The 20,500-nt window shown below is 47.2% G+C and carries 14 protein-coding genes; 9 read left to right on the top strand and 5 right to left on the bottom strand.

Features of this window, described 5'->3' with window-relative positions; translation table 11 throughout:
- The first annotated feature begins 239 nt into the window (after positions 1–239).
- The 4 genes from NFI81_RS03775 (at position 240) to NFI81_RS03760 (ending at position 8,934) form a co-directional block, all read left to right on the top strand.
- Positions 240–3,254 (top strand): SusC/RagA family TonB-linked outer membrane protein, encoded by a 3,015-nt coding sequence (locus tag NFI81_RS03775; RefSeq protein WP_234614077.1) that lies wholly within the window; start codon positions 240–242, stop codon positions 3,252–3,254.
- Between the two features lie 26 nt (positions 3,255–3,280).
- Complete coding sequence (locus NFI81_RS03770; protein ID WP_234614078.1) at positions 3,281–5,008, top strand: RagB/SusD family nutrient uptake outer membrane protein; 1,728 nt, start codon at positions 3,281–3,283, stop codon at positions 5,006–5,008.
- An 11-nt stretch (positions 5,009–5,019) separates the two neighbouring features.
- Positions 5,020–8,175 carry a PA14 domain-containing protein gene (locus NFI81_RS03765; protein WP_234614080.1) on the top strand — a complete coding sequence of 1,052 codons (3,156 nt, stop codon included), beginning with the start codon at positions 5,020–5,022 and terminating at the stop codon, positions 8,173–8,175.
- A 369-nt stretch (positions 8,176–8,544) separates the two neighbouring features.
- Positions 8,545–8,934 carry a DUF3244 domain-containing protein gene (locus tag NFI81_RS03760; protein WP_234614083.1) on the top strand — a complete coding sequence of 130 codons (390 nt, stop codon included), beginning with the start codon at positions 8,545–8,547 and terminating at the stop codon, positions 8,932–8,934.
- Here the strand turns inward: NFI81_RS03760 and NFI81_RS03755 are convergent.
- Both NFI81_RS03755 and NFI81_RS03750 read right to left on the bottom strand, forming a co-directional pair.
- The gene (locus tag NFI81_RS03755) at positions 8,931–9,647 is read right to left on the bottom strand and encodes a LytR/AlgR family response regulator transcription factor (protein ID WP_234614085.1); all 717 of its coding nucleotides are present in this window, start codon (positions 9,645–9,647) and stop codon (positions 8,931–8,933) included. The two genes, NFI81_RS03760 and NFI81_RS03755, sit on opposite strands and share 4 nt — an antisense overlap.
- On the bottom strand, positions 9,622–10,677 hold the full coding sequence (locus tag NFI81_RS03750) for a sensor histidine kinase (protein ID WP_234614088.1): 1,056 nt from the start codon (positions 10,675–10,677) through the stop codon (positions 9,622–9,624). Before NFI81_RS03750 ends, NFI81_RS03755 begins: the two co-directional genes overlap by 26 nt.
- A gap of 199 nt (positions 10,678–10,876) precedes the next feature.
- Between NFI81_RS03750 and NFI81_RS03745 the strand changes: the two genes are divergently transcribed.
- Entirely contained in the window at positions 10,877–11,689 is an 813-nt protein-coding gene (locus tag NFI81_RS03745; RefSeq protein ID WP_234614090.1) for a hypothetical protein, read from the top strand.
- Positions 11,690–11,790: 101 nt separating this feature from the next.
- Here NFI81_RS03745 and NFI81_RS03740 read toward each other — a convergent pair whose 3' ends face one another.
- Genes NFI81_RS03740 through NFI81_RS03730 form a run of 3 tightly spaced genes read right to left on the bottom strand, consistent with a single transcriptional unit; the run spans position 11,791 to position 14,733 of the window.
- Positions 11,791–12,618 carry a class II fructose-bisphosphate aldolase gene (locus NFI81_RS03740; RefSeq protein ID WP_234614092.1) on the bottom strand — a complete coding sequence of 276 codons (828 nt, stop codon included), beginning with the start codon at positions 12,616–12,618 and terminating at the stop codon, positions 11,791–11,793.
- Positions 12,615–13,568, bottom strand: a complete 954-nt coding sequence (locus NFI81_RS03735) for a carbohydrate kinase family protein (RefSeq protein WP_234614094.1) — start codon at positions 13,566–13,568, stop codon at positions 12,615–12,617. The genes NFI81_RS03740 and NFI81_RS03735 overlap by 4 nt, the downstream gene beginning before the upstream one ends.
- A 16-nt stretch (positions 13,569–13,584) precedes the next feature.
- A complete protein-coding gene (locus NFI81_RS03730) occupies positions 13,585–14,733 on the bottom strand; it encodes an SIS domain-containing protein (RefSeq protein ID WP_234614096.1) in 1,149 nt (382 codons plus the stop codon).
- Between the two features lie 226 nt (positions 14,734–14,959).
- On the opposite strand from NFI81_RS03730, the gene NFI81_RS03725 reads away from it, so the two are divergent.
- The 4 genes from NFI81_RS03725 to NFI81_RS03710 all read left to right on the top strand — a co-directional run bounded on the left by NFI81_RS03725 (position 14,960) and on the right by NFI81_RS03710 (position 20,475).
- A complete protein-coding gene (locus NFI81_RS03725; RefSeq protein WP_234614098.1) occupies positions 14,960–16,933 on the top strand; it encodes a S9 family peptidase in 1,974 nt (657 codons plus the stop codon).
- Positions 16,934–16,995: 62 nt separating this feature from the next.
- A complete protein-coding gene (locus NFI81_RS03720) occupies positions 16,996–17,883 on the top strand; it encodes a DMT family transporter (RefSeq protein ID WP_234614100.1) in 888 nt (295 codons plus the stop codon).
- Positions 17,884–18,028: 145 nt separating this feature from the next.
- Positions 18,029–19,273 carry a hypothetical protein gene (locus tag NFI81_RS03715; protein WP_234614102.1) on the top strand — a complete coding sequence of 415 codons (1,245 nt, stop codon included), beginning with the start codon at positions 18,029–18,031 and terminating at the stop codon, positions 19,271–19,273.
- Positions 19,270–20,475, top strand: coding sequence for an NHL repeat-containing protein (locus NFI81_RS03710; protein WP_234614104.1), 1,206 nt, complete (start codon positions 19,270–19,272; stop codon positions 20,473–20,475). Before NFI81_RS03715 ends, NFI81_RS03710 begins: the two co-directional genes overlap by 4 nt.
- The last annotated feature ends 25 nt before the right edge of the window (positions 20,476–20,500 follow it).

The following is a 20,500-nucleotide window of genomic DNA, read 5'->3' as shown; positions in this document are numbered from 1 at the left end:
GACCAAAGCCAGGCAATGTGCTGACTACATATTGATTAAACATTTTATAAATATATCCCTGCAAAATCACTGATAAATAACAAAAATCATAGTTGAGACAGTTTGATCTAAAATTGAGACTCACAGATCATTTCATTAATTAACAAAGAAGGAACTTCGCGGAAGTTTAAATAAGTCCAATTAATTAATCAGATAGTAACAAGTCGGCGAGTCACAAACCTACTTAAACAACAATTTTAATGAAAAATAATTTGTACAAACTGGCACAAGTTGCTAAAAAGCAGGCGTTCACGCGCTGGTCTGCGAAGACTGCCGTGGCGATGCTGTTGGGCATGCTTTGTGTCTTGTCCGGTGCAGCTCAGGCTCAGACCGGCAATGCAATTACGGGTAAAGTTTCTGATAAACAGGGCGCTTTACCAGGTGTGTCGGTGATCGAGAAAGGAACTTCCAACGGAACCACCACGGACACCGAAGGGAAATTTACATTACAACTTTCGGCCGGAGCCAAAATGATCACTGTTTCAAGTGTGGGCTATCTGGCTCAGGATGTGGATGTAACCAACAAATCGAATGTGGAAGTTACGCTGGCGGAAGACCAGAAAACGCTGAATGAAGTGGTTGTGATCGGTTATGGTTCGCTTAACAAAAGGGAAGTGTCCAGCGCCATTACGCACTTGTCTTCGTCGGACCTGCTTCGTGTGGGCAGCAATAACCCGCTGATGGCCATTCAGGGCAAGGTTGCGGGACTTTCGGTTACCAACACTTCGGCTGCGGATCCTAACTCTTCACCTAACATTCAGTTGCGCGGTGCATCGTCACGCAGTGCGGGTTTGGGACCTTTGTACGTCATCAACGGAATTCCCGGCGGTAACATTGATAACATTAACCAAAACGAGATCGAATCCATCGACGTGCTGAAAGGCGGTGCGGCTTCGGCGATTTACGGAACGCGCGGCAGTAACGGCGTAATCGTGATCACGACCAAGAAAGGCTCAGCCGAATCGCGCTTGTTTTACGATGGTTACACGACTTTTGATTACAAAACCAATGAACTTTCAGTGCTTTCCAAAGAGAGTTTTCTAGCCAACAAGCGCGGTGTAGATTTCGGCGGAAACACAGACTGGATGAAAGAAGTAAGCCGTCAGCCATCGTTTTCACACAAACATACATTGCAGTTTTCGGGCGGAAATGGCAAGACCAATTATTTCAGCTCGGTGGATTTCCGGGATGCGAACGGGATTGACCTGCGTGCTGCTAAGAGAGAATATGGAGGGCGTGTGAACATTAACCACACAACTGCAAACGACAAGTTTGCGCTTACATTCAGCGTAGCGCCCCGTTATGCCAAAACAAGTGATGCTGATTACAGCGGATTTAACTATGCACTGACATTGAACCCAACGGTTTCTGTGCGGGATTCGGCGGGTCGTTACAATTATATCAACTCCGGATTTTTTGCCAATAACCCTGTTGAAAATGCAAAAAGTGTTGTCCGTGACTCGGAAATTAAATTCCTGGATATCAACGGATCTGCAAAATGGAACATTCTGGACAATCTGAACACAACGGTGACTTTTGGGGAAGTGAGCCGATCAGCGCGCAGATACTGGTTTACGCCATCCAACATTACGACGGTGATTAACGGAAACGGGCGTAATACGGCTAGGCAGTTTCTAGACGAAAACGATCAAAAGAGCTTGGAATGGCTGGGAAACTATTTTCTAGATCTGAATAAACATTCTATTAAGCTTCTCGCGGGTTATTCTTACCAGTATTTTACCAATTCCGGTTTTGACGCTGCCAATGAAAAATTCCCATCCGATGTGCTTACTTATAATGGGCTTGGAACGGGATTATGGAACCTGGAAAAGGGCATTAATGGTGTAGGTTCTTACAAAAACACTTCCAAACTGATTGCATTCTTCGGTCGTGTGAATTATGATTTTGACCAAAAATATTATTTGTCTGCCAGTTTGCGCAGGGAAGGATCTTCCAAATTTGGCTATGACAACAAATGGGGCTATTTCCCGGCTGCTTCGCTTGCATGGCGAGTGACGCAGGAAAGCTTTTTGAAAGACATTCCCTGGCTGAACGAATTGAAAGTGCGTGCGGATTACGGTGAAACGGGAAACCAGGATTTTGACAGTTACAAGTCCCTGGATACATATGGAGGATATGGTTACTATCCATTCAACGGCTCGCCTTATCAGGTTTGGGGGCCCAATCAAAACACCAACTACAACTTGCGTTGGGAAAAAGCGGTCAACTTCAATGCGGGTGTCGACTTCGAACTTTTCAGCAGCAAAATCAATGGTAGCTTGAATTATTACGTGCGTACGAACAAGGATCTGCTGGGCAATTACAATGTGCCTAATCCGCCAAACATTCAGGGACAAACATTTGCCAATGTGGGAACCATGCGGAATACGGGGGTTGAATTGCAATTGAATGCGACTGTTGTGAACAAGGGCGATTTCAGCTATAACCTCGGCATAACCGGCGCCTGGAACGACAACAAGTTTGTTTCGTTTTCCAACGACCTGTACAAAGGTCAGAAATTCATCGACGTCGTGGGCATGCCTGCGCCGGGAAGCCCGGGAACTATTCAGCGCTTGCAGGAAGATCAGCGGATCGGAGGCTTTTATGCACTTAAATCTGCGGGTGTGAATGATGATGGCGCATTGCTGGTGTATAACAGAAATGGTGAGATCGTGCCAGCGAATGAAGCCAACAATGACGACAAGCAGTTTGTAGGAAATGGTCTTCCCAAATTTACAACCGGGATTACCAATTCATTCAAATACAAAAACTGGGATTTGAGCGTGTTCCTGCGCGGCGCATTTGGCTATAAACTTTTCAATACATATGCCTTCTATCTGGGAACACCAGCGGCTCAGGAAAATGCGAATGTGCTGACTTCTGCCTACGACGGCAGCAAATATTCCAAGCTGACGAGCACCTCAACGTATTCTTCGCTTTCGGATTATTTCCTGGAACCGGGCGGATTTTTGAAGATCGACAACATTACGCTGAGCTACACGCAGCCGCTGAAATCCAAGTTTATGCAGTCGGCGCGGATCTATGCGACCACGAGAAACCTGGCAACATTCACCAAATTCACGGGCGGCGATCCTGACCTGATCCAGGTGAACGGATTGTATCCGGGTGTGCGCATCAATGGTGACAACAATGGCACGCTGGATTATTATCCTTCCACCACGCAGCTTCTGCTTGGTTTACAGCTTACTTTCTAATTTCTGAAAATACCAAATTGCCAAAAATGAAAAGCAATCCTATTTCAAAATACATGCTCCGGTTTGCTGCCTGTGCACTGCTCTCGGTGACGGCGGGCTGCACCAACCTGGACGAAGAATTATACGACCGGATCACCTCCGAAAACTTCCTGCAAACGCGGGACGACGTGACGAGGGACTTTTTGCGGGCATTCGAACACAGCTACTGGAGCATTCAGGGCGGCAGCACGTTCATGCTGCAAGAAAACAGCTCCGATGAAATGATGACGCCAAACCGCCAGGGCGACTGGTTTGACGGCGGCCAGTTCCAGCGCGTGCATTACCACACCTGGACGCCGCAGGACGGCTACACAAGCGATGCCTGGAACGCACTTTACGGAGGCGTGACGCTGGCTACCAACTCATTGGAAGATTTGGAAGGCATTACGGACCCTACCAAATTCGATATGACGCGCGAGGAGCTCGATGGGATGATCGCGGAATTGAAAGTGCTTCGCGCCTGGCTGAACATTCGTTTGCTGGATTTTTACAGAAACATTGTCATAGTTACCAAAGTAAAAGGGCAAACGGAAGGTGGTGTGCAGGCTACTCCGCAGGAGGCATTTGCTTTCATCGAGCAGGAATTGAAAGACGCGCTTCCAAAACTTTCGACCAACACGACATTGGGTGATAATGTAACGGGACGCTGGACGCAAGGCGGCGCGGCTGCACTGCTGGTAAGGCTTTACCTGAATGCAAAAGTGTACACCGGCACGGATCGTTTTGCAGATTGCGCAACATTCGCCCAGGACATTATCGACGGGAAATATGGAGCTTATGCGCTTGAAAGCCGGTGGGATGCACCATTTGACTACACCAATCCAACATCGAAAGAAACCATTTTCGGTTTTCCCGGCAGCTTTGCGCAAACGCACTGGCAGTATGACGGTGGCATGTATTTCTGGATGCTTCCAAACCTCGCGCCAAGCTATTTTGGCTTCACCGATTTCGGCAATGCCAACCCCAAATATGCCATGCAACCGGGACGCGATGTGGATAGTGTCGAATACAGCTTTGCATTGGGCAAGCCGTTTATCAAGTTCCAGAAATATAAGGATGATCTGCGTTTGAAAAAATACAAAAACCTGGGCAACAGCAAGCGCGATGGAATGTTCCTGTACGGCTATCTGCCTTATACGAACCCGGCTGGAAAAGCGGACACAGTAAGAGGTTTCAAAGGCCCTTATCCCCTGTTCCTGCGTGATCAGGTTGGTAAATTTCTGGATGCAAAACCGGGAACAAAAATCGCCGACAAGGTTTCGAACATGAACAATGCAGACAACAACTCGGGTCTTTATCCGGTGAAATATCCGTATTACCCAAGCGACGATGCGAACAAAATCTCGTCGGCATATGCGGAGGTTCGTTTTGCCGAAATTTATTATGCATTGGCAGAATGCAAATACAGGGCGGGCAACAAAGCGGCGGCTGCCACATTGCTGAATGCGGTCCGCAAACGCAACTATCCAGCCGGCTCACCGAGTTTGTACAAGGCGGACGGCAGTCAGCTGACCGACCAGGAAATGCTGGACGAATGGATGCGTGAATTCCTCGCAGAAGGCAGAAGAAGAACGGACCTGATCCGTTGGGGCGTGTTCAGCACGGGAACCTGGTGGGATAAAAAGCCTGATGGCGACAACCACACGGACATCTTCCCGATCGGTCAGAATGTATTGAACTCTTCACCGCAGTTGAAGCAAAATCCAGGTTACTAAAACATATTTAAATGAAATTTCGCAAGTTTATGGTCGGGCCACGTATGGTCGGGCCACGCCTGGCCGGGCCACGTCTGGCTGTGCTGAGTGCCGCAATAATCGTTGCGGTACTTGGCTCAGCCTATCGCGGCCCGGCCTATCGCGGCCCGGCCTATCGCGGCCCGGCCTATCGCGGCCCGGCCTATCGCGGCCTGACCAGCACTTTTTACTTAAAGCCAGGCACCAGCCCTGGCTTTTCAGACGTTAAGCGACCGCGTGAAGCGTGGGTTTTACGCTCGGTGCTCGATGCCAGGCCAAGGATTCTCAGCATTGCATTGCACGACAATCTCTGGCTCGCCTACAACACCAAAACGGCTTCATTATACAAAGCCTGGGCAGGCAAGATCAATTTCAGCGGGCCGGTTTACACATCTTCGCACGGCCCGCAGCCTGTTTCGGAAGGAACGACTTACATGGAAGAACCGGACCAAAATCCGTGGCGCATTACAGCCGATAGCAAGGAAGTTACGCCGGAGATCAGCTACAAAGGCCACACGATCCTGGACAATCAGGTTACATTGAAATACGAGCTGGATTATCAGGGTAAAAAGATTTCAGTTGAAGAGAAGCCTGAATTTTTTGATGCCGGGAATGGCAAAGCTGGTTTTGAGCGGGTCTTTACAGTTTCGAATGCCCCTGCTGACATTTTGTTGTCGCTGAATTTGCATTTGAATTCGCTTTCAGTTGATACCGACTACAAGACAAATGGGAAATTCCTGGGCGTTAAAAGCAAGGAAATGGCTGGAAACCAATCCTTCATCGCGATGAATGGAAAGTTGATCCTCAATAATAATGGTAAAACCAATTTTTCCGTAAACCTGACCAAGAAACCGGCGCAGCCACAGACCGCGTTACAAGAAAGCAAAGCCGATATGGTGACAGGACTTTTTGCCAAAAGTGATTGCAACACTTGCCATAACCAGGAAGTGAAAACCGTGGGCCCTGCTTACAAGGCCATTGCTGAGCGTTACGAAAACAATGACAAAAACAAGAACGCGCTGGTAACCAAAGTGATCAAGGGCGGTGCAGGCAACTGGGGACAAATTGCCATGTCGCCGCACCCGGATTTGAAAAAGGTAGATGCGGAAACGATGGTTTCCTACATTTTGGAACTGGATGCGGACAAGGAACGAGCGCAGGCGGCAAGCAAATTAATGCCAAAGCCGGCCTACCCTATTATTCTCAAATCCATTGTTCCCACAAAAGTTGCGACGGCGTCGGAGAAGCCCGGCCTGGCGCGGCCCGGCCTGGCGAGGCCCGGCCTGGCGAGGCCCGGCATTGCTGTGAACATTTACCAGTTTGCCAGCGGCATAGGCGGTGTTCCTGAAATCAACGATGAAATGTTACCTGTGAAATCCGGATCTATTAATGCATTGCATTTGGACGACCAGGACTTTGGTGATTTGAAAGACAATTTCGCCATTTACGCCAGCGGTTATATCAACATTAAGAAGACTACCAACATTGTTTTCCGACTAGTCTGTGACGACGGCGGGAAGCTTTTTATTGATGATAAATTGGTGATTGACAATGGTGTTAATCACGCTTTGCAGCCTACGGACGGGGAAATTATTCTGAAACCGGGCAAACATCCATTCAAGGTGGAGTATTATCAGGGCGCTTTTGGCAAAGGACTTTCTTTGCAATGGCAGCCTTATGGCAGCAAGGAATTCGTGGTGGTTCCCCCAAGCGTTTTTACCTACAAAGGCGCAGACATTAAAAGGACCGGACAAACGCCCGTTGATGTTAAAAAAGAAAACATTCCCGGCGACAGATCGCCATTGGTTGCCGTGCATCCAAGCTTCACATTGGCGCAGGCGCGACCGGACAATTTCCAGCCAAGAGTGGGCGGAATGGATTTTCTGGCGGATGGCAGAATGGTTGTCAGCACCTGGGATTCACTGGGTTCCGTTTACATTGTGGACGGCCGCAAAGCCGCGACGCCGAATGACATCAAGGTAAAGCGCATTGCCTATGGCTTAGCCGAGCCGCTGGGTCTGAAAGTGGTGGATGATGAAATTTACATCATGCAAAAACAAGAACTCACCAAGCTGGTGGACCTGAACAACGACGAGCTCATTGACGAGTATCAGACCATTTGCAATGGCTGGAAAGTCTCAGCCAATTTCCATGAATTTGCTTTCGGGCTGGTTTACAAAGACGGTTACTTCTACGGAACGCTCGCCACGGCCATTAATCCCGGCGGCGCCAGCACCAAACCACAAATCCCGGATCGTGGCAAAGTGGTGAAAATCTCCAAGAAAGACGGCTCGTTTACATTCGTAGCATCCGGTTTGCGCACGCCGAATGGCATTGGGCTTGGCGTTGATAATGAAATATTTATCGCCGACAACCAGGGCGACTGGCTGCCTGCGAACAAAATCATTCACTTGCAGGAAGGCGCCTGGTATGGTTCACGTTCTGTTGATTTTGAAGGAACAGCGGACAGGAAGGAAAAGCCGCCCGTTGTGTGGCTTACGCAGGATGAAATTGGCAATTCGCCAAGCCAGCCGGCAAGGTTGAATGTAGGTCCTTACCAAAATCAAATGATTCACGGCGATGTGACGCACGGCGGGATCAAGCGCGTGTTTGCCGAAAAAGTGAATGGTGCTTACCAGGGCGCAGTGTTCCGGTTTACGCAAGGATTGGAAGCGGGCGTCAACCGTCTGGCCTGGTCGCCAGACGGCTCGCTTTACCTGGGCGGTGTGGGTTCTACGGGTAACTGGGGACACGCCGGAAAATTCGGTTATGGACTGCAAAAGCTGACATTCAATAACAAAATGGCATTTGAAATGTTGGCTGTAAGGGCAAAATCGGACGGTCTGGAAATTGAATTTACTGAGCCAATGAAAGAAGGCGTAGGGGAAACCGCAGCCGATTATGAGATCCGTCAATGGTGGTTTAAACCCACTGGAGATTACGGCGGGCCTAAGTTGGATGAAGAAAACCTGGCAGTAAAAGCGGTAAAAGTTTCAGCCGACCGCAAGAAAGTTTCCTTGCAGCTGACGGGCATGAAGCCCAAGCACATGGTATACATTCATTTGAACAGAAAAAACATCACTAGCCAAAACGGCAGCAACTTATGGAGCACGGAAGCCTGGTACAACATGAATGAAATACCGAAGTAAGCTGGCTGTAATCCATACTGTTCTTCAAATAAAATGCTCGCTTTACTATTAAAGCGAGCATTTTATTTGAAGAACAGTTTTTGATTCGCCAATGCCTGCATTTCTCTGAAAAGTCCGATTTGTACAATTTTTGGGGTTGCAGGCTCGCTAGTTTTGTATAACAAATGCAAGCGAAAATGGATGAAGGCAGGCATTGCTCCACCTTATGAATGGAGCATCTAATTTCTAGAAATTGGACGATTTTTATCATCCAATTTGCATATAAGTTTGTATTACCAATAAGCGTAATCCGGAATTGCGTTTTGCAAATTGTTACCGCGACAAGAAAAATTAAGCATTATCTATTAGCCATGAAAACAAAAAAAAGCCATGAAAACCATTTTAAAAGTATTTGCCTGTTATTTCTTCTTGCAATCGGCTGCACATGCCAAAACCAGTGATGACGTTGACAATAAAAGCGCCAAATCCTTCGAGTCGGTAATTTACCCTTTAAAAGACGGCAGACTCAGGATCAATATTACTAATGCCCGGTTGGAAAGAATGGTTGTTATCATGAAGAATGAGGAAGGCGTCGTCATTCAAAAGAATTTCATAGACAAAAAGTGTGAGAAAGCGGGAATCACTTATGACGTTTCGAATTTGGAGAGGGGAAAATATAAGATATATATCCGCAACAAAAAGGACGCTGAAATCAAAGATTTTAACATAGAAGAAGTAAAAGCGCAACACCGGTTCATCACTATGAATGTGGTAGATTAACTCTGTTTTTTTATCTGAACTATTGTTAAAAATCCAGCCTTGAAAAGTCGTCCCAAAGGAAGTGCTTTGTTGTTATTCAAAATTACCTGATCAGCATTATAGCTGGAAATTTTATCCAGCGCGATAATGAATGATTTGTGAATTCTTACAAAAGAATTTAATGGCAATTTCTCTTCCATATAACCAAGCTTTTCGGAAGCGATATAGGATTTGTCTTTTGTATGCACTTTAATGTAATCGGCCAGCCCTTCTATGTAAAGAATATCTTTCAGGAAAACTTTGACCTGGTCCCTGCCGACTTTGAAAAACATGTAAGCGTGATCGTCATTTTTCTGCGTATCCATTGTTGCAGCCTGGCCGCTTTGGTAATGCATATATTTGGCGATCGCCTTCATAAATCTTTCGTGGGTAATCGGCTTGACCAGATAGTCGAAAACGTCTATTTCGAACGCTTCCGCGGCATATTCGCGGTATGCGGTCGTCAGGATTATTCTTGGCGTGTATTTTAATGATCTTACTAATTCCAAACCTGAAATCCTGGGCATCCGGATGTCCAGAAAAACGATGTCGACTGAATTTTTTTGCAGGAAAGTGAATGCATCCAGCGCATTACTTAAAGAAGCAGCAACTTCAAAACCATCCAGATCTGACAAGTGCAACTTAATCAGTTCTCTTGCCGGTTCTTCGTCATCGACGATTAAACACCTGATCATTCTTTTCGATTTGGATTTTTAATATGACAAGGTAAGAATTAGGCCCTTCAATAATTTTAAGTTCATGCTGACGGGGGTAGATCAATTGTAATCTTTTTCTGACGTTTAATAAACCGATGCCACCAACATTTGGTATTATTTGTTCTGAAATTTCATCCCGGCTATTCTCAATCATAATTGAAAACTTTTCCACTTCCCGCGACGCATCAATCCTGACCCAACTTTTTTCAACAGAATCACCTACGCCATGCTTAAAACAATTTTCGACCAACGGCAATAACAGCAGCGGCGCTATTTGCAGATCATTTATCTCATCAAAAATATTGACAGACAAATCTACTTTTTTGCCATACCGGTTTTTTTGAAGTTCAATGTAATGTCTGATATAATCAATCTCGGCGGTCAATGCCACTTTATCCCTGGACGTATGATATAAATTGTAATCCAGAAATCCGGATAAATGTGCAATTAAAACAGCCGTTTCCGGACTGCTTTTAAATGCCGTAGCGTATATATTATTCAATGTATTAAAAACGAAATGCGGTTGAACCTGGGCTTTCAGCAAATCCAGTTCCGCGCGTGTATTCTGCTGCAATAATTCCTGCACCCGCTGCCTTTCCTCATACCAGTATCGAATGAAATAGTATAGGGCATACAAACCGGTTATTGCGTACAGGTTTACAAATTCAACCAGCAATTTCGCCCAGGAAATGAATGGCATATTCAGCGCCTGCGGAAAATAACGTGGGTATATAAAATAGTAATTGACATAACGCCTGGCCAGCAGCAACGCAAGAGAAACCAAAATTGCCCCGAGATAGAATGCGGCTTTCCGATCTTTTTGATAATAATGTCGAAAGAAAACATGGACAGCCACCACCGAGAAAATCAGTGACACGGGCAGCGCCATGCAGGCATTGATAAAATAGCCATCATAATCCCCGTATAGCGACGCCAGTCCGAGCCACTGGTACAAAAAATACAGCAGCCAGAACAGGGCATTGAATGCTGTATCATTGGTGGATCTCATTGTTCTGTTTTTGAGGCAAGATAAATGTTTTAGACTTTGAATGTTCGCCGTCAGTGCACCCCGACGAGCGGATTTCGACCAACGACGTTATTTTTCGGTCAACACCGGATACCGATAATTTGGGTTGTGTACAGAATATAGAAATGCAAATGCGTCCGGGATCCTACATTTGCTTATGACAAATAAGCATTCCATCACAATGAAAAAACTGATAGCAGCAGGCAGGGCATTTTATGCATCGGCACTGATCGTATATGGCATACAGCAACTCTATTTCGGCACATTCAGGGACGTATTTTTCTCGGTTTACCAAAAGCGTTTGCCGTTGTTGAATGTGTTTTCCTATGTTTTCGGCGCGTATCTGATTGCCACAGGAATTCTCATTTTGGTGGCGGGAAAAGGCCGGAAGGCTTCACTGATCCTTGGAAGCGTATTTATGGCGCTGTTCCTGGGGACCCATATCACATACGAACTATTTTCCGAACCCAACAAATTGTATCATTTGGGTTTATGGACGACCCCGCTTAAAGAACTGGCGCTTGCAGGAGGCGCTTTTGTGGTCGCCTCTTCATTCAGGACAAATACTGCTGAGAGGCTGGGATTTTTGGAAAAGATTGCGCCGTATGGCAATTTGTTTTTTCTGTATACGATGATAAGCTTCGGAATTTCCCACATTATTTACGCACCCTTCCTGGTCGGGACTGTGCCAAAATGGATCGCGAACGGTGATTTTTGGGTTACGCTAACCGGCGTTACACTGACCGCCAGCGGCATTGCCATCATGCTGGGAATACGAATCAGAATCATTGCCCTGCTACTGTCCCTGCAAATATTTATCTGGGTCTGGCTCGTCCACGTCCCCGGCACATTATCCAACCCGCTGACAGCCAACAGGGGAAATCTGCTGGCTAGTACATTCGACGCGCTGGCATTTAGCGGAACCGCCTTGCTGATATCCCTGACCATGAAAAAGCAGCAGTGGGTGGAAGACGTCGAAAAATGGGGAGAATAGGATCAAATCACTTCATAATTTGTAGGAAGAATGAAAAGGAATGAGAGCATTGATTTCATGCGCGGCCTGGTGATGATCATCATGGCACTGGACCTGTGCTATCACACCATCACATTCTCTACCATTTCCAGCTTCGTTTTGACGAGCTCAGTGATTTTGCAGGTAGCCTTTGGAAACACCTTCCTTAGGTCAATATCTTGATTGTAAGTCAGTTCGGCTTTCAGGGAAGCCATAAATATGTTTTTAATTTCAGTTGCCAGGTTCACTTTACAGATCCCGTTTGAAATAGCCTGCTGCACCTGTAAGTGCGGCACGCCAGAGCTTCCGTGCAAAACCAGGGTCGCCGTAGTTCGCCCGGCAATGCTGCGCAAAAGGTTGATGTCCAGCTTGGGTTCTTCTTTATAAAATCCGTGGGCCGTTCCAATGGCCACAGCAAGCGCATCAACGCCCGTTTCCTCCACAAAAGCAGCTGCCTCGTCCGGTTGCGTAAAGCCGGTTGTCTGATGCGATTGGCCTAGTTTGGCAACGTAGCCCAGCTCTGCTTCCACGTGTGCGTCGTACTTTTTGGCCCGCTCAACCACTTCCCGGGTAAGCCTGACATTTTCCTCAAAAGGAAGCTCGCTGCCATCGATCATCACCGAATCGAAACCCGCATCCAGGCAGCGCTGCACCAGTTCAACCGACCCACCGTGGTCGAGATGAATCCAGCCTTCCACGCCAAATTCTTCCAGTCCGTTGCGGCCGAGGTTTACGGCCGTTTTCAGGCCCATGTAATCAATGGAACTCTGGGTTAATTGCAGGATTACGGGCTGTTTCAAATCCGCTGCCGCCTGCAATACGCCATGCAATGTTTCCAGATCGTAATAATTGGTAGCCAGCAAGCCCTTTTTCAGCAATGTTAATTCGCGTAGTTTTTCTTTCAGTTTCATGACAGGCTTAATTCTATTCCCCAGAAGTCTTTAATATTTTCACTGATTTTGTTGAAGTTGCAGAATGCGCCTGTGCCACCCGCAGCGGTGGTGTTCAACGCGCCCATCAGGTTGCCCTCCCGCAGACATTCTTCCAGGGGTGCACCGGAAATGTATTTTTGAATAAATCCTGCATTAAAAGAATCACCCGCGCCGATGGCATCCACAAAATGCGGCCCTTCAAAAGCGGGCACTGTTAACTGCTGGTCACCGCAAAGGCCCAGACTGCCCTTTCTGCCCACTTTCAGAGCGAGCATATTCAGGTAAGGCCTGACTTTTTCGATGGCGCTGCTTACCGAATCCGTATTGGTCAGCGCCAGCAGTTCCGATTCGTTGGGCATAAAAACGTCTACATACGGCAGGCACCGGGCATAGTCGAAAGCCCATTGCTCAGTAGGGTCCCATTGCAGATCCAGCGATGTGGTCATACCGGCAGCGCGCGCATTCATTAAAATCTGTTCAATGTTGTTTAAAAGTCCCTTCTGAAGGAACAGGCTCGAGACATGCAGATGCTGATAGTTCGCTGGTGCTTCAAAAGGTATATTACTGATCGTCAGCGCATTCATGGCACCCTGGAAGGTCACATTAGCCCGATCCTGTCCGTAGTTCAAAATCAGCGTACACCCTGTTTTCTGATCCGGAAGTCTGGTTACATGCTTGCAGCTGACCGACTTTTGTTCCAGCTCCCGCAAGATGAAGTCACCAAAATAGTCGTCCCCCACCACACCGCAGAAGGTCGTATCCACGCCCATGGCAGCAATGTTGGCAGCCATAATGGCCGAAGAACTGCCCAGGCACATATCCATTTCATCCGCAATCGTCTCCTTGCCCACCTGAGGAAAAGCATGGATTTTATTCAAGATCAAATCGACATTCAGCTCACCTACAACCAATAACTTAGGGTTCATCATATTAAGCCTCCATGTTTTATTCTCTATAAATATTCACGCCCTGTACCACTCTGCTGATCGACCCGGACATGGACGGACTATCGGGGTCGATACCCAAATGCATCGCGCTGAAATAGCCCAATAACTGGCCTACGAGCGTAGTCGCGATCATTTGATATTGGTTCTTCGGATCTATCCGCAGTGCTATTTTACTGCTATTGGGCAGCGACAGTTCAGCCTCGCCACCGATTTGCAGGGACTGGATGGCCCTGGTATCACGCGCAATGTCTTCTGCAAGATCCCGCTCATAACGCATCATGTGCGGATTTCTTGAAAACAAGTACACCATTAAAGTATGCTCATTCACAAATGCCCTTGGCCCATGTCTGAAACCCAAGAATGAATCCGACATGCAAACCAGCTTTCCATCTGTCAATTCGAGCAATTTCAAATGACATTCCTTGGCAATTCCCAGATATTCTCCGGCCCCCAAAAACACCACCCGTTCAAAACCTTTCATTACCAGTGTTTCAAGTAAGAATTTTTGTTCCAGGATGATGTTTCCCTGATCTATCATGTGCTGAATTTTATCAAATTCACCTTCCAGCGAATCTATCCGCGCCACCAGCAGCACGCTAAGCAGCATGCACGTGAAACTGCTGGTCATCGCCAGGCTTTTATCATTTGTTTCCTCAGGCAGTACAATGCGGTAGATCCGGTTAGCGGCCGCCGTATCCATAGTAGCCAGTGCGCCCTCCCTGTTGCAGGTGATGACCAAATGATAAACCTCATCACAGTGAACATCGGCCAGTTTTACCGTTTCAACGCTCTCCGGACTGTTTCCCGAACGGGCAAACGAGATTAAAAGCGTCGGAACCGAGCGCACAAATACGGATTTAGGCTGGGTAACAATTTCTGTTGTGGGAACTGCCTGAACAGGTCTGCGCCATATTTGTTTTAAAACGGACTGCGCTGCCTCACCGATAAATCCCGAAGTGCCTGCGCCTGTTAGCAAAATGCTCAGGTTGTCCTTTTGTAAGATCGGTTTTAAAAACAGCGCTATCTCTTCGCTTTCATTTTGAATTAAATCATATATCTGCTGCCAGAGTGCTGGCTGGGACAGAATTTCACGTTGGGTGTGTGCTTCCCCACCGCTTTTAAGCACACTGATTTCGATTTTCTGCATTATAAGGGCGGTAATTAGAAGACGGTATTTTTGATTATTTTGATCGTAATGTGATGGCATCTCAAAGTAAACATCATAAAACGAAAGTAAAAAATATTTTTAAACCTTTCTTTTAATTTATTTATTCTTGCTTATATATTGCAATGAAATATCAGCGTATTTTTACGAGGTAAGATGCTTCTTATGAGGTATATCTTATAATACTATCGCTCCCAGACCCACTTTTATGATCTCATTGGAAATGAAGGCCCCAATCCAGGGACTTGTGACAAACGATTTGTGTAAAATCAGAAAAGTAAGCACACCCCTGCTATCTCCTGCCAGTGATGATCTCGTATATCATGTTTCCGTCACAGATATAGCTGAAAATGATCGTTATGATTTGATGATCCTTTTTTCAGCCGACAGCGCCAAAAGAACGGTTGTAGGACGGGGCAATGCGCATTCCTGGTCGCCCGATGGCAAAGAGCTGCTGTATGAAAATGAAAGCGGAGCGCTGCTCATTTACACGCTGCAAACTGCAACAAGCCGGTTTCTGACCCAGCGCGACGACTCTTCCTATTTTTTCAATCATCTCGCTGATAAGAACTGCATCTGGTCGCCGGATGCACGCCATATCGCATACATCAGCGCCGATATTTCGAATACAAACCCAGAAAATGACGATATCCGGGTCATTGATGATCTGTTATACAAATCCAAAGGCGGATGGGGACGGCCAGTGTATGCCGATCATTCCTATACGCATATTTACCTCGTGCCCGCAGCCGGAGGCCCACCCGTCATACTCACGCCGGGCGCTTGTAACGAGCATTCCATCACGTGGGCACCGGATAGCCGCTACATTGCGTTCATTAGCAACCGGAGCGCCCGTCCGGATAACATCCAGCAAAGCGATGTCTGGAAAATAGATATCCAGACGCAAATGATCACCCAACTCACTGAACACGCAGGCTTGGCTTATCAGCCAAAGTGGTCGCCGGATGGAAACCACATTGCATTTCTGGCCGTTGCGGGATCCTTCGGCACCAATGACAGCACTGCTGAGGACACGCACATTGCCCTGATATCTTCCCATGGCGAAAACTTTCGTTACCTGACAAAATCTTTGGATCGAAGGATCGAGCACGTCCGCTGGCATCCTTCGGGAAATTATATATATTTCACCGCAGGCGATCGCGGCGACACTTCCATTTATCGGGTGAGCATCGATACAGAAGAAATCGAAGTGGTGCAGGGCGGCGCTGGCTGCATTTCTGAGTTTTCACTTGACGCACGCGGCGAGGATATGGTGTTTGTGAAATCAGACACAGACCATCCAGCCGAGCTTTTCAAAACCAAAAATCAGGGCGCGATTGTCGAGCAATTTACCCACGAAAATACAGATTGGCTTGAAATCAAAACATTGCAAAAGGCAGAAACATTCTGGTTTCAAAGCTTTGATGGCACTTCCGTGCAAGGATGGCTGATGCCGCCGGTTGATTTTGACCAAACAAAGCATTATCCGCTTATCCTTTTGATCCACGGTGGGCCACACAATATGTTCGGCCACGATTTTGACGAGCGCATGCATTTGTTGTCACAGGCAGGGTACGCTGTCGTATATATTAATCCAAGAGGCAGCCACGGTTACGGTCAAGCATTTTCAAACGGAACGCTTGCAAACTGGGGCGGTAATGATTATCAGGACCTAATGGCCGGTGTGGATTTTGTCTTAAATAAAAACCCGTGGCTCAATGCTGAACAACTTGGCGTGACCGGCCAAAGCTATGGCGGCTACATGACCAATTGGACCATTACCCAAACTTCACGTTTTAAAGCCGCCGTGACGGATGGCGGACTCAGTAACCTGGTCAGTTTTGCAGGAACATCATTATATCATTCATTGATGGAATCAGAATTCGGTGGCCGGGCTTATGATCACTTCGATCTGCTATGGCAATGTTCCCCGCTGCGAAATGTGGCTTGGGCAACTACGCCAACGCTAATCCTGCACGGCGAAACCGACAACGAAGTGCCTTTCTCCCAAGCCGAAGAAATGTATGTCGCCCTCAAAAAGCGGGGCGTCGAAACTAAGCTCGTACAATACAAAGGAGAAGGCCACGGCTGGCGGCCGGATCTGAAACCAAATAACAATGCCGATCTTAATGAGCGCATGATCCAATGGTTTGACACTTACATAAAAATTGCAGCTACTTAACATTGAAGCATTTATTTTTTAGACAATCACCCATTTTATAAAAAGAAGAAATCAAGGATTTCATGAGCAAAACCAAAAACCACTGGCCGATTTACGTAATTATTCATGTCCTGTTCATCGGGGTGTGGGGCGCTGTCATTGAAATTCCCGAAAAGAATGGTTTCCCTCCTACGCTTGGATATGTGGTCTGGGCGCTAACCATGATTCCTGCTGCCCTGGCTGCATTAAAATTGAAAAACTGGAAACTGGATTTTAACAAAAAAGCCGTGCTTTGGGGCAGCGCGGTGGGCCTATTGGGAGCCGGCGGCCAGCTGGTGCTTTTCTTTACATTGCGCATTGCGCCAGCCTACCTGGTTTTCCCTATCCTGTCCCTGACTCCGGTGGTTACCATCCTGCTCGCCGTGGGGTTACTGCATGAAAAAACAAGCAAAAGAGGCTGGATCGGGATTGCGCTGGCACTGATTTCCATTTTCATGCTGTCTTACCAGCCTGTGGGCGCCGTTCAGGCCAGTGGCTATACATGGCTGCTCCTTGCTGCGGTCCCGTTATTTGCCTGGGGTGCTCAGGGGTGCATTATGCGGTTTGCCAATGATATTATGTCTGCTGAAAGTCTGTATTTCTATATGATGGTTTCGTCCATTGTGCTGATTCCGCCAGCATTATATATGACTGATTTTACTCAGCCTATTGAATGGGGATTTCAGGGACCTTATTTGTCAGCGATTTTGCAGTCACTGAATGCATTTGGCGCACTCTGCCTGGTATATGCATTTCGATATGGAAAAGCCATCATCATTGCGCCCATCACCACTGCGCTCGCACCAGTGCTTACGGTTACGTTGTCACTCGCATTGTATCAGACTATTCCTCATCCCGTCATCATTGCCGGAATTGTTCTTACTATCATTGCCGCCTTGCTCATGGGTTTCGAAGAAGCCAGCAATGCATAAAATTTCAACTTCGAAAACCACTAATATTAAACTCGATGAAAGTAAATAATAATGAAATGAAAATAAATTTATTTCATTATTAATCTATTCTTTGAAAATTCTCTAATTTAGCAAAGACAAGTTCTGCTTATCCAAAACAGCATTTATGAATTTTCGCTTTACTCACTTATTATACATGGCGGCATGCTGGCTGTCCGGCCTTTTAATGCTGGCCGCCAGCGAAACCACACTAGCCCAGAAATCTGCCATTACCGGGAAGAATGTCGTTTTCATTGAATATCCGGATTTCCCGGATGCGCATTCTACGTGGGGTTCGATCGGCTATAATGCGGCTTCCAACACCGTGCACATCGGAGTTACGAACCATGCGAACAACATCGGGCTGTATACGTTTGATCCGGCAAAAAATGTGATGAAACTCAATGGTTTCATCCGGGATATGGCCAATCTGCGACCGTATCAGTGGCAGGGAAAAATACACTCCAAGATCGTTGCCGCGCCAGACGGTTCCATCTTTTTCTCCACAGACGGTGGCGAATCGCGGGAAGAATATCTCATGGAACATCCGCAGGGCTACGCTGGTGGCTTTTTCATGAAATGGAACGCCAACACTGGGCTGCAAAACCTCGGAATCGGCATGCAATATGAAAGCATCAAGGACGTAGACATTGATCCAAAAACAGGGATGCTTTATGGGATCACTTATCCGCAAGCGCATTTTTTAGTGTATAACCCAGCCAAAAACCAAATGCGCGATCTGGGCCGCCTGGCCAGCTCGCACGTGCCGCGTGTATTGTTCACCGACTGGTGGGGAAACTGCTATTATGTGGATTGGCGGCAGCGGCTGGTGAAGTATGAAAAAAGCAGCGATTCGTTGGTATTCGCACGTGAAAGCCTGCCCGCATTCCCCGGGACGCCCGGCTCAAAAATCATCACCGGAATCACTGCATTTGCCAAGGATGAAGCCAGAGGCATCATTTACCTGATCACTTATGGCGCTAAATTGATCGCATTTTATCCCGAAAAAGACGGGATTGGCAAGGTCAAAGATCTGGGAGGTGTGATTGAAACCGGCCATTCAGAAGCATGGGGACCCTACGTGCCTAACCTGAACATTGGCAAGAATGGCAAGTTGTATTATATCATTGGCGGTCACGATAATTATGTTGTAAAAGACAAAACCGTTTTAGTAGAGTTTGACCCTGCTACGGAGAAAAAGACCATTCTGCAAGAATACCCGATCACCGCCGTAACCGAGGCAACCGGCTGCGACGTCAGGGATAAGGATGGGAACCTTTATTTTGCCGCCCGGCGCAACCCAACGGGCCAGGGCGATGCAACCAGGCCGTTTATGATCCAATTCAATCCCGAAAAAGAAATCAGGAAATGAAAAATCTGACTAAAAAAATACTGTCACCGGTTTTACTTCTGACATGCTCAGGTCCGCTCCTTGCCCAGTATACTTTTTTCACCCCCAAAGAAGCATTTGCAATAGAAGTTTCGCTGCCTAACAGCGCCGAAAAACGACTGCCCATGTACCGCAATGCCATTACTTCCCTCCACGTGCAGGGTGATTGGGTTCTTGGCGGAACTACGGCAAAGGAAGGATTATCACCTTTCATTTTCGTGGCTACTATTTCAGAAAAAAAGCTCTTGACGACGAAGGATTTGCAGGAAATTGTGCCGGGTCAAAAAGGCATTGCGACGGGCTTTTGCAAAGGTGCGGGTAACCTTCTATATGCGGGAACAATGGCCTATGTCACAAAAAACCAGCAGCCCGGACATTTGCTACAAGTCAATGTTAGCAATGGCGGGACAATCGAGGTGAAAGATATGGGCATACCGGTTGCCGGAGAAAGCATTTTCGCACTGCTTAGCAACAGCGAAGGCACTGAATTGTACGGAATCAGCTATCCGAGCGGGCGGTTTTTTACTTATAGCATTGCAACCAGGAAAACACAGATATTCGACGATGTCGCGCCCAAAGAAAAAGAACTGAACAATCTGCACGAATATGCCGTGGGACCGGAAGTTTATCTCTGCAAAGCGCTCATTCAGGATAATGCCGGAATCATTTACGGCAGCGCCGCAGGTAACCGGGTGTTTGCTTTTGATCCTGCTAAAAAGAGCTTTTCTTTTCTGGATACGCCTCTTCCGGCCGTTTGGGGCAGAGAGGTTTTAGGACAGGTGGAAGCCTGGGCAAAAGCGCCCGATGGAAAGCTATATGGCGGCAATGCGGGTGACGGTCAATTATTTGTATTAGATCCTGCTTCCAAAAAGATTAAAAATCTGGGCAAGCCAATGATGATGGCCCGCTTGCAAGCATTGGCTTTCGGGCGCGATGGGAAATTGTACGGACTTGCAGGCGGCGCGCCGGGTTATTCGCATTTGTTTTATTATGATGAAAAAGGCGCTGGTTTTGTGGATTTAGGCAATCCTGAATTCACCATGGTTGCGCCCGGCATCGAGCAGGGAATCCTGTGGCGGGGTTTTCAATTGAGCACGCTGGCAGCCTCCGCCGATGGAAAATATATGGTTATGGGCGAAGATGAAGCGTTGAGCCAGCTGATGATCTTTCCGGTTGGACAATAAGCAACAAACAACATTCCTGAACTAA

It is taken from the genome of Dyadobacter fanqingshengii, assembly GCF_023822005.2.
Classification (GTDB): Bacteria; Bacteroidota; Bacteroidia; order Cytophagales; family Spirosomataceae; genus Dyadobacter; species Dyadobacter fanqingshengii.
The sequence above is the reverse complement of the archived record's forward strand: the minus strand, read 5'-3'. Positions and strand labels throughout refer to the sequence as shown.

Excerpts from the sequence above, each read along its gene's own strand:
- NFI81_RS03775 (WP_234614077.1), top strand. The coding sequence starts at position 240 with ATGAAAAATAATTTGTACAAACTGGCACAAGTTGCTAAAAAGCAGGCG.
- NFI81_RS03770 (WP_234614078.1), top strand. The coding sequence starts at position 3,281 with ATGAAAAGCAATCCTATTTCAAAATACATGCTCCGGTTTGCTGCCTGT.
- NFI81_RS03765 (WP_234614080.1), top strand. The coding sequence starts at position 5,020 with ATGAAATTTCGCAAGTTTATGGTCGGGCCACGTATGGTCGGGCCACGC.
- NFI81_RS03760 (WP_234614083.1), top strand. The coding sequence starts at position 8,545 with ATGAAAACCATTTTAAAAGTATTTGCCTGTTATTTCTTCTTGCAATCG.
- NFI81_RS03755 (WP_234614085.1), bottom strand. The coding sequence starts at position 9,647 with ATGATCAGGTGTTTAATCGTCGATGACGAAGAACCGGCAAGAGAACTG.
- NFI81_RS03750 (WP_234614088.1), bottom strand. The coding sequence starts at position 10,677 with ATGAGATCCACCAATGATACAGCATTCAATGCCCTGTTCTGGCTGCTG.
- NFI81_RS03745 (WP_234614090.1), top strand. The coding sequence starts at position 10,877 with ATGAAAAAACTGATAGCAGCAGGCAGGGCATTTTATGCATCGGCACTG.
- NFI81_RS03740 (WP_234614092.1), bottom strand. The coding sequence starts at position 12,618 with ATGAAACTGAAAGAAAAACTACGCGAATTAACATTGCTGAAAAAGGGC.
- NFI81_RS03735 (WP_234614094.1), bottom strand. The coding sequence starts at position 13,568 with ATGATGAACCCTAAGTTATTGGTTGTAGGTGAGCTGAATGTCGATTTG.
- NFI81_RS03730 (WP_234614096.1), bottom strand. The coding sequence starts at position 14,733 with ATGCAGAAAATCGAAATCAGTGTGCTTAAAAGCGGTGGGGAAGCACAC.
- NFI81_RS03725 (WP_234614098.1), top strand. The coding sequence starts at position 14,960 with ATGATCTCATTGGAAATGAAGGCCCCAATCCAGGGACTTGTGACAAAC.
- NFI81_RS03720 (WP_234614100.1), top strand. The coding sequence starts at position 16,996 with ATGAGCAAAACCAAAAACCACTGGCCGATTTACGTAATTATTCATGTC.
- NFI81_RS03715 (WP_234614102.1), top strand. The coding sequence starts at position 18,029 with ATGAATTTTCGCTTTACTCACTTATTATACATGGCGGCATGCTGGCTG.
- NFI81_RS03710 (WP_234614104.1), top strand. The coding sequence starts at position 19,270 with ATGAAAAATCTGACTAAAAAAATACTGTCACCGGTTTTACTTCTGACA.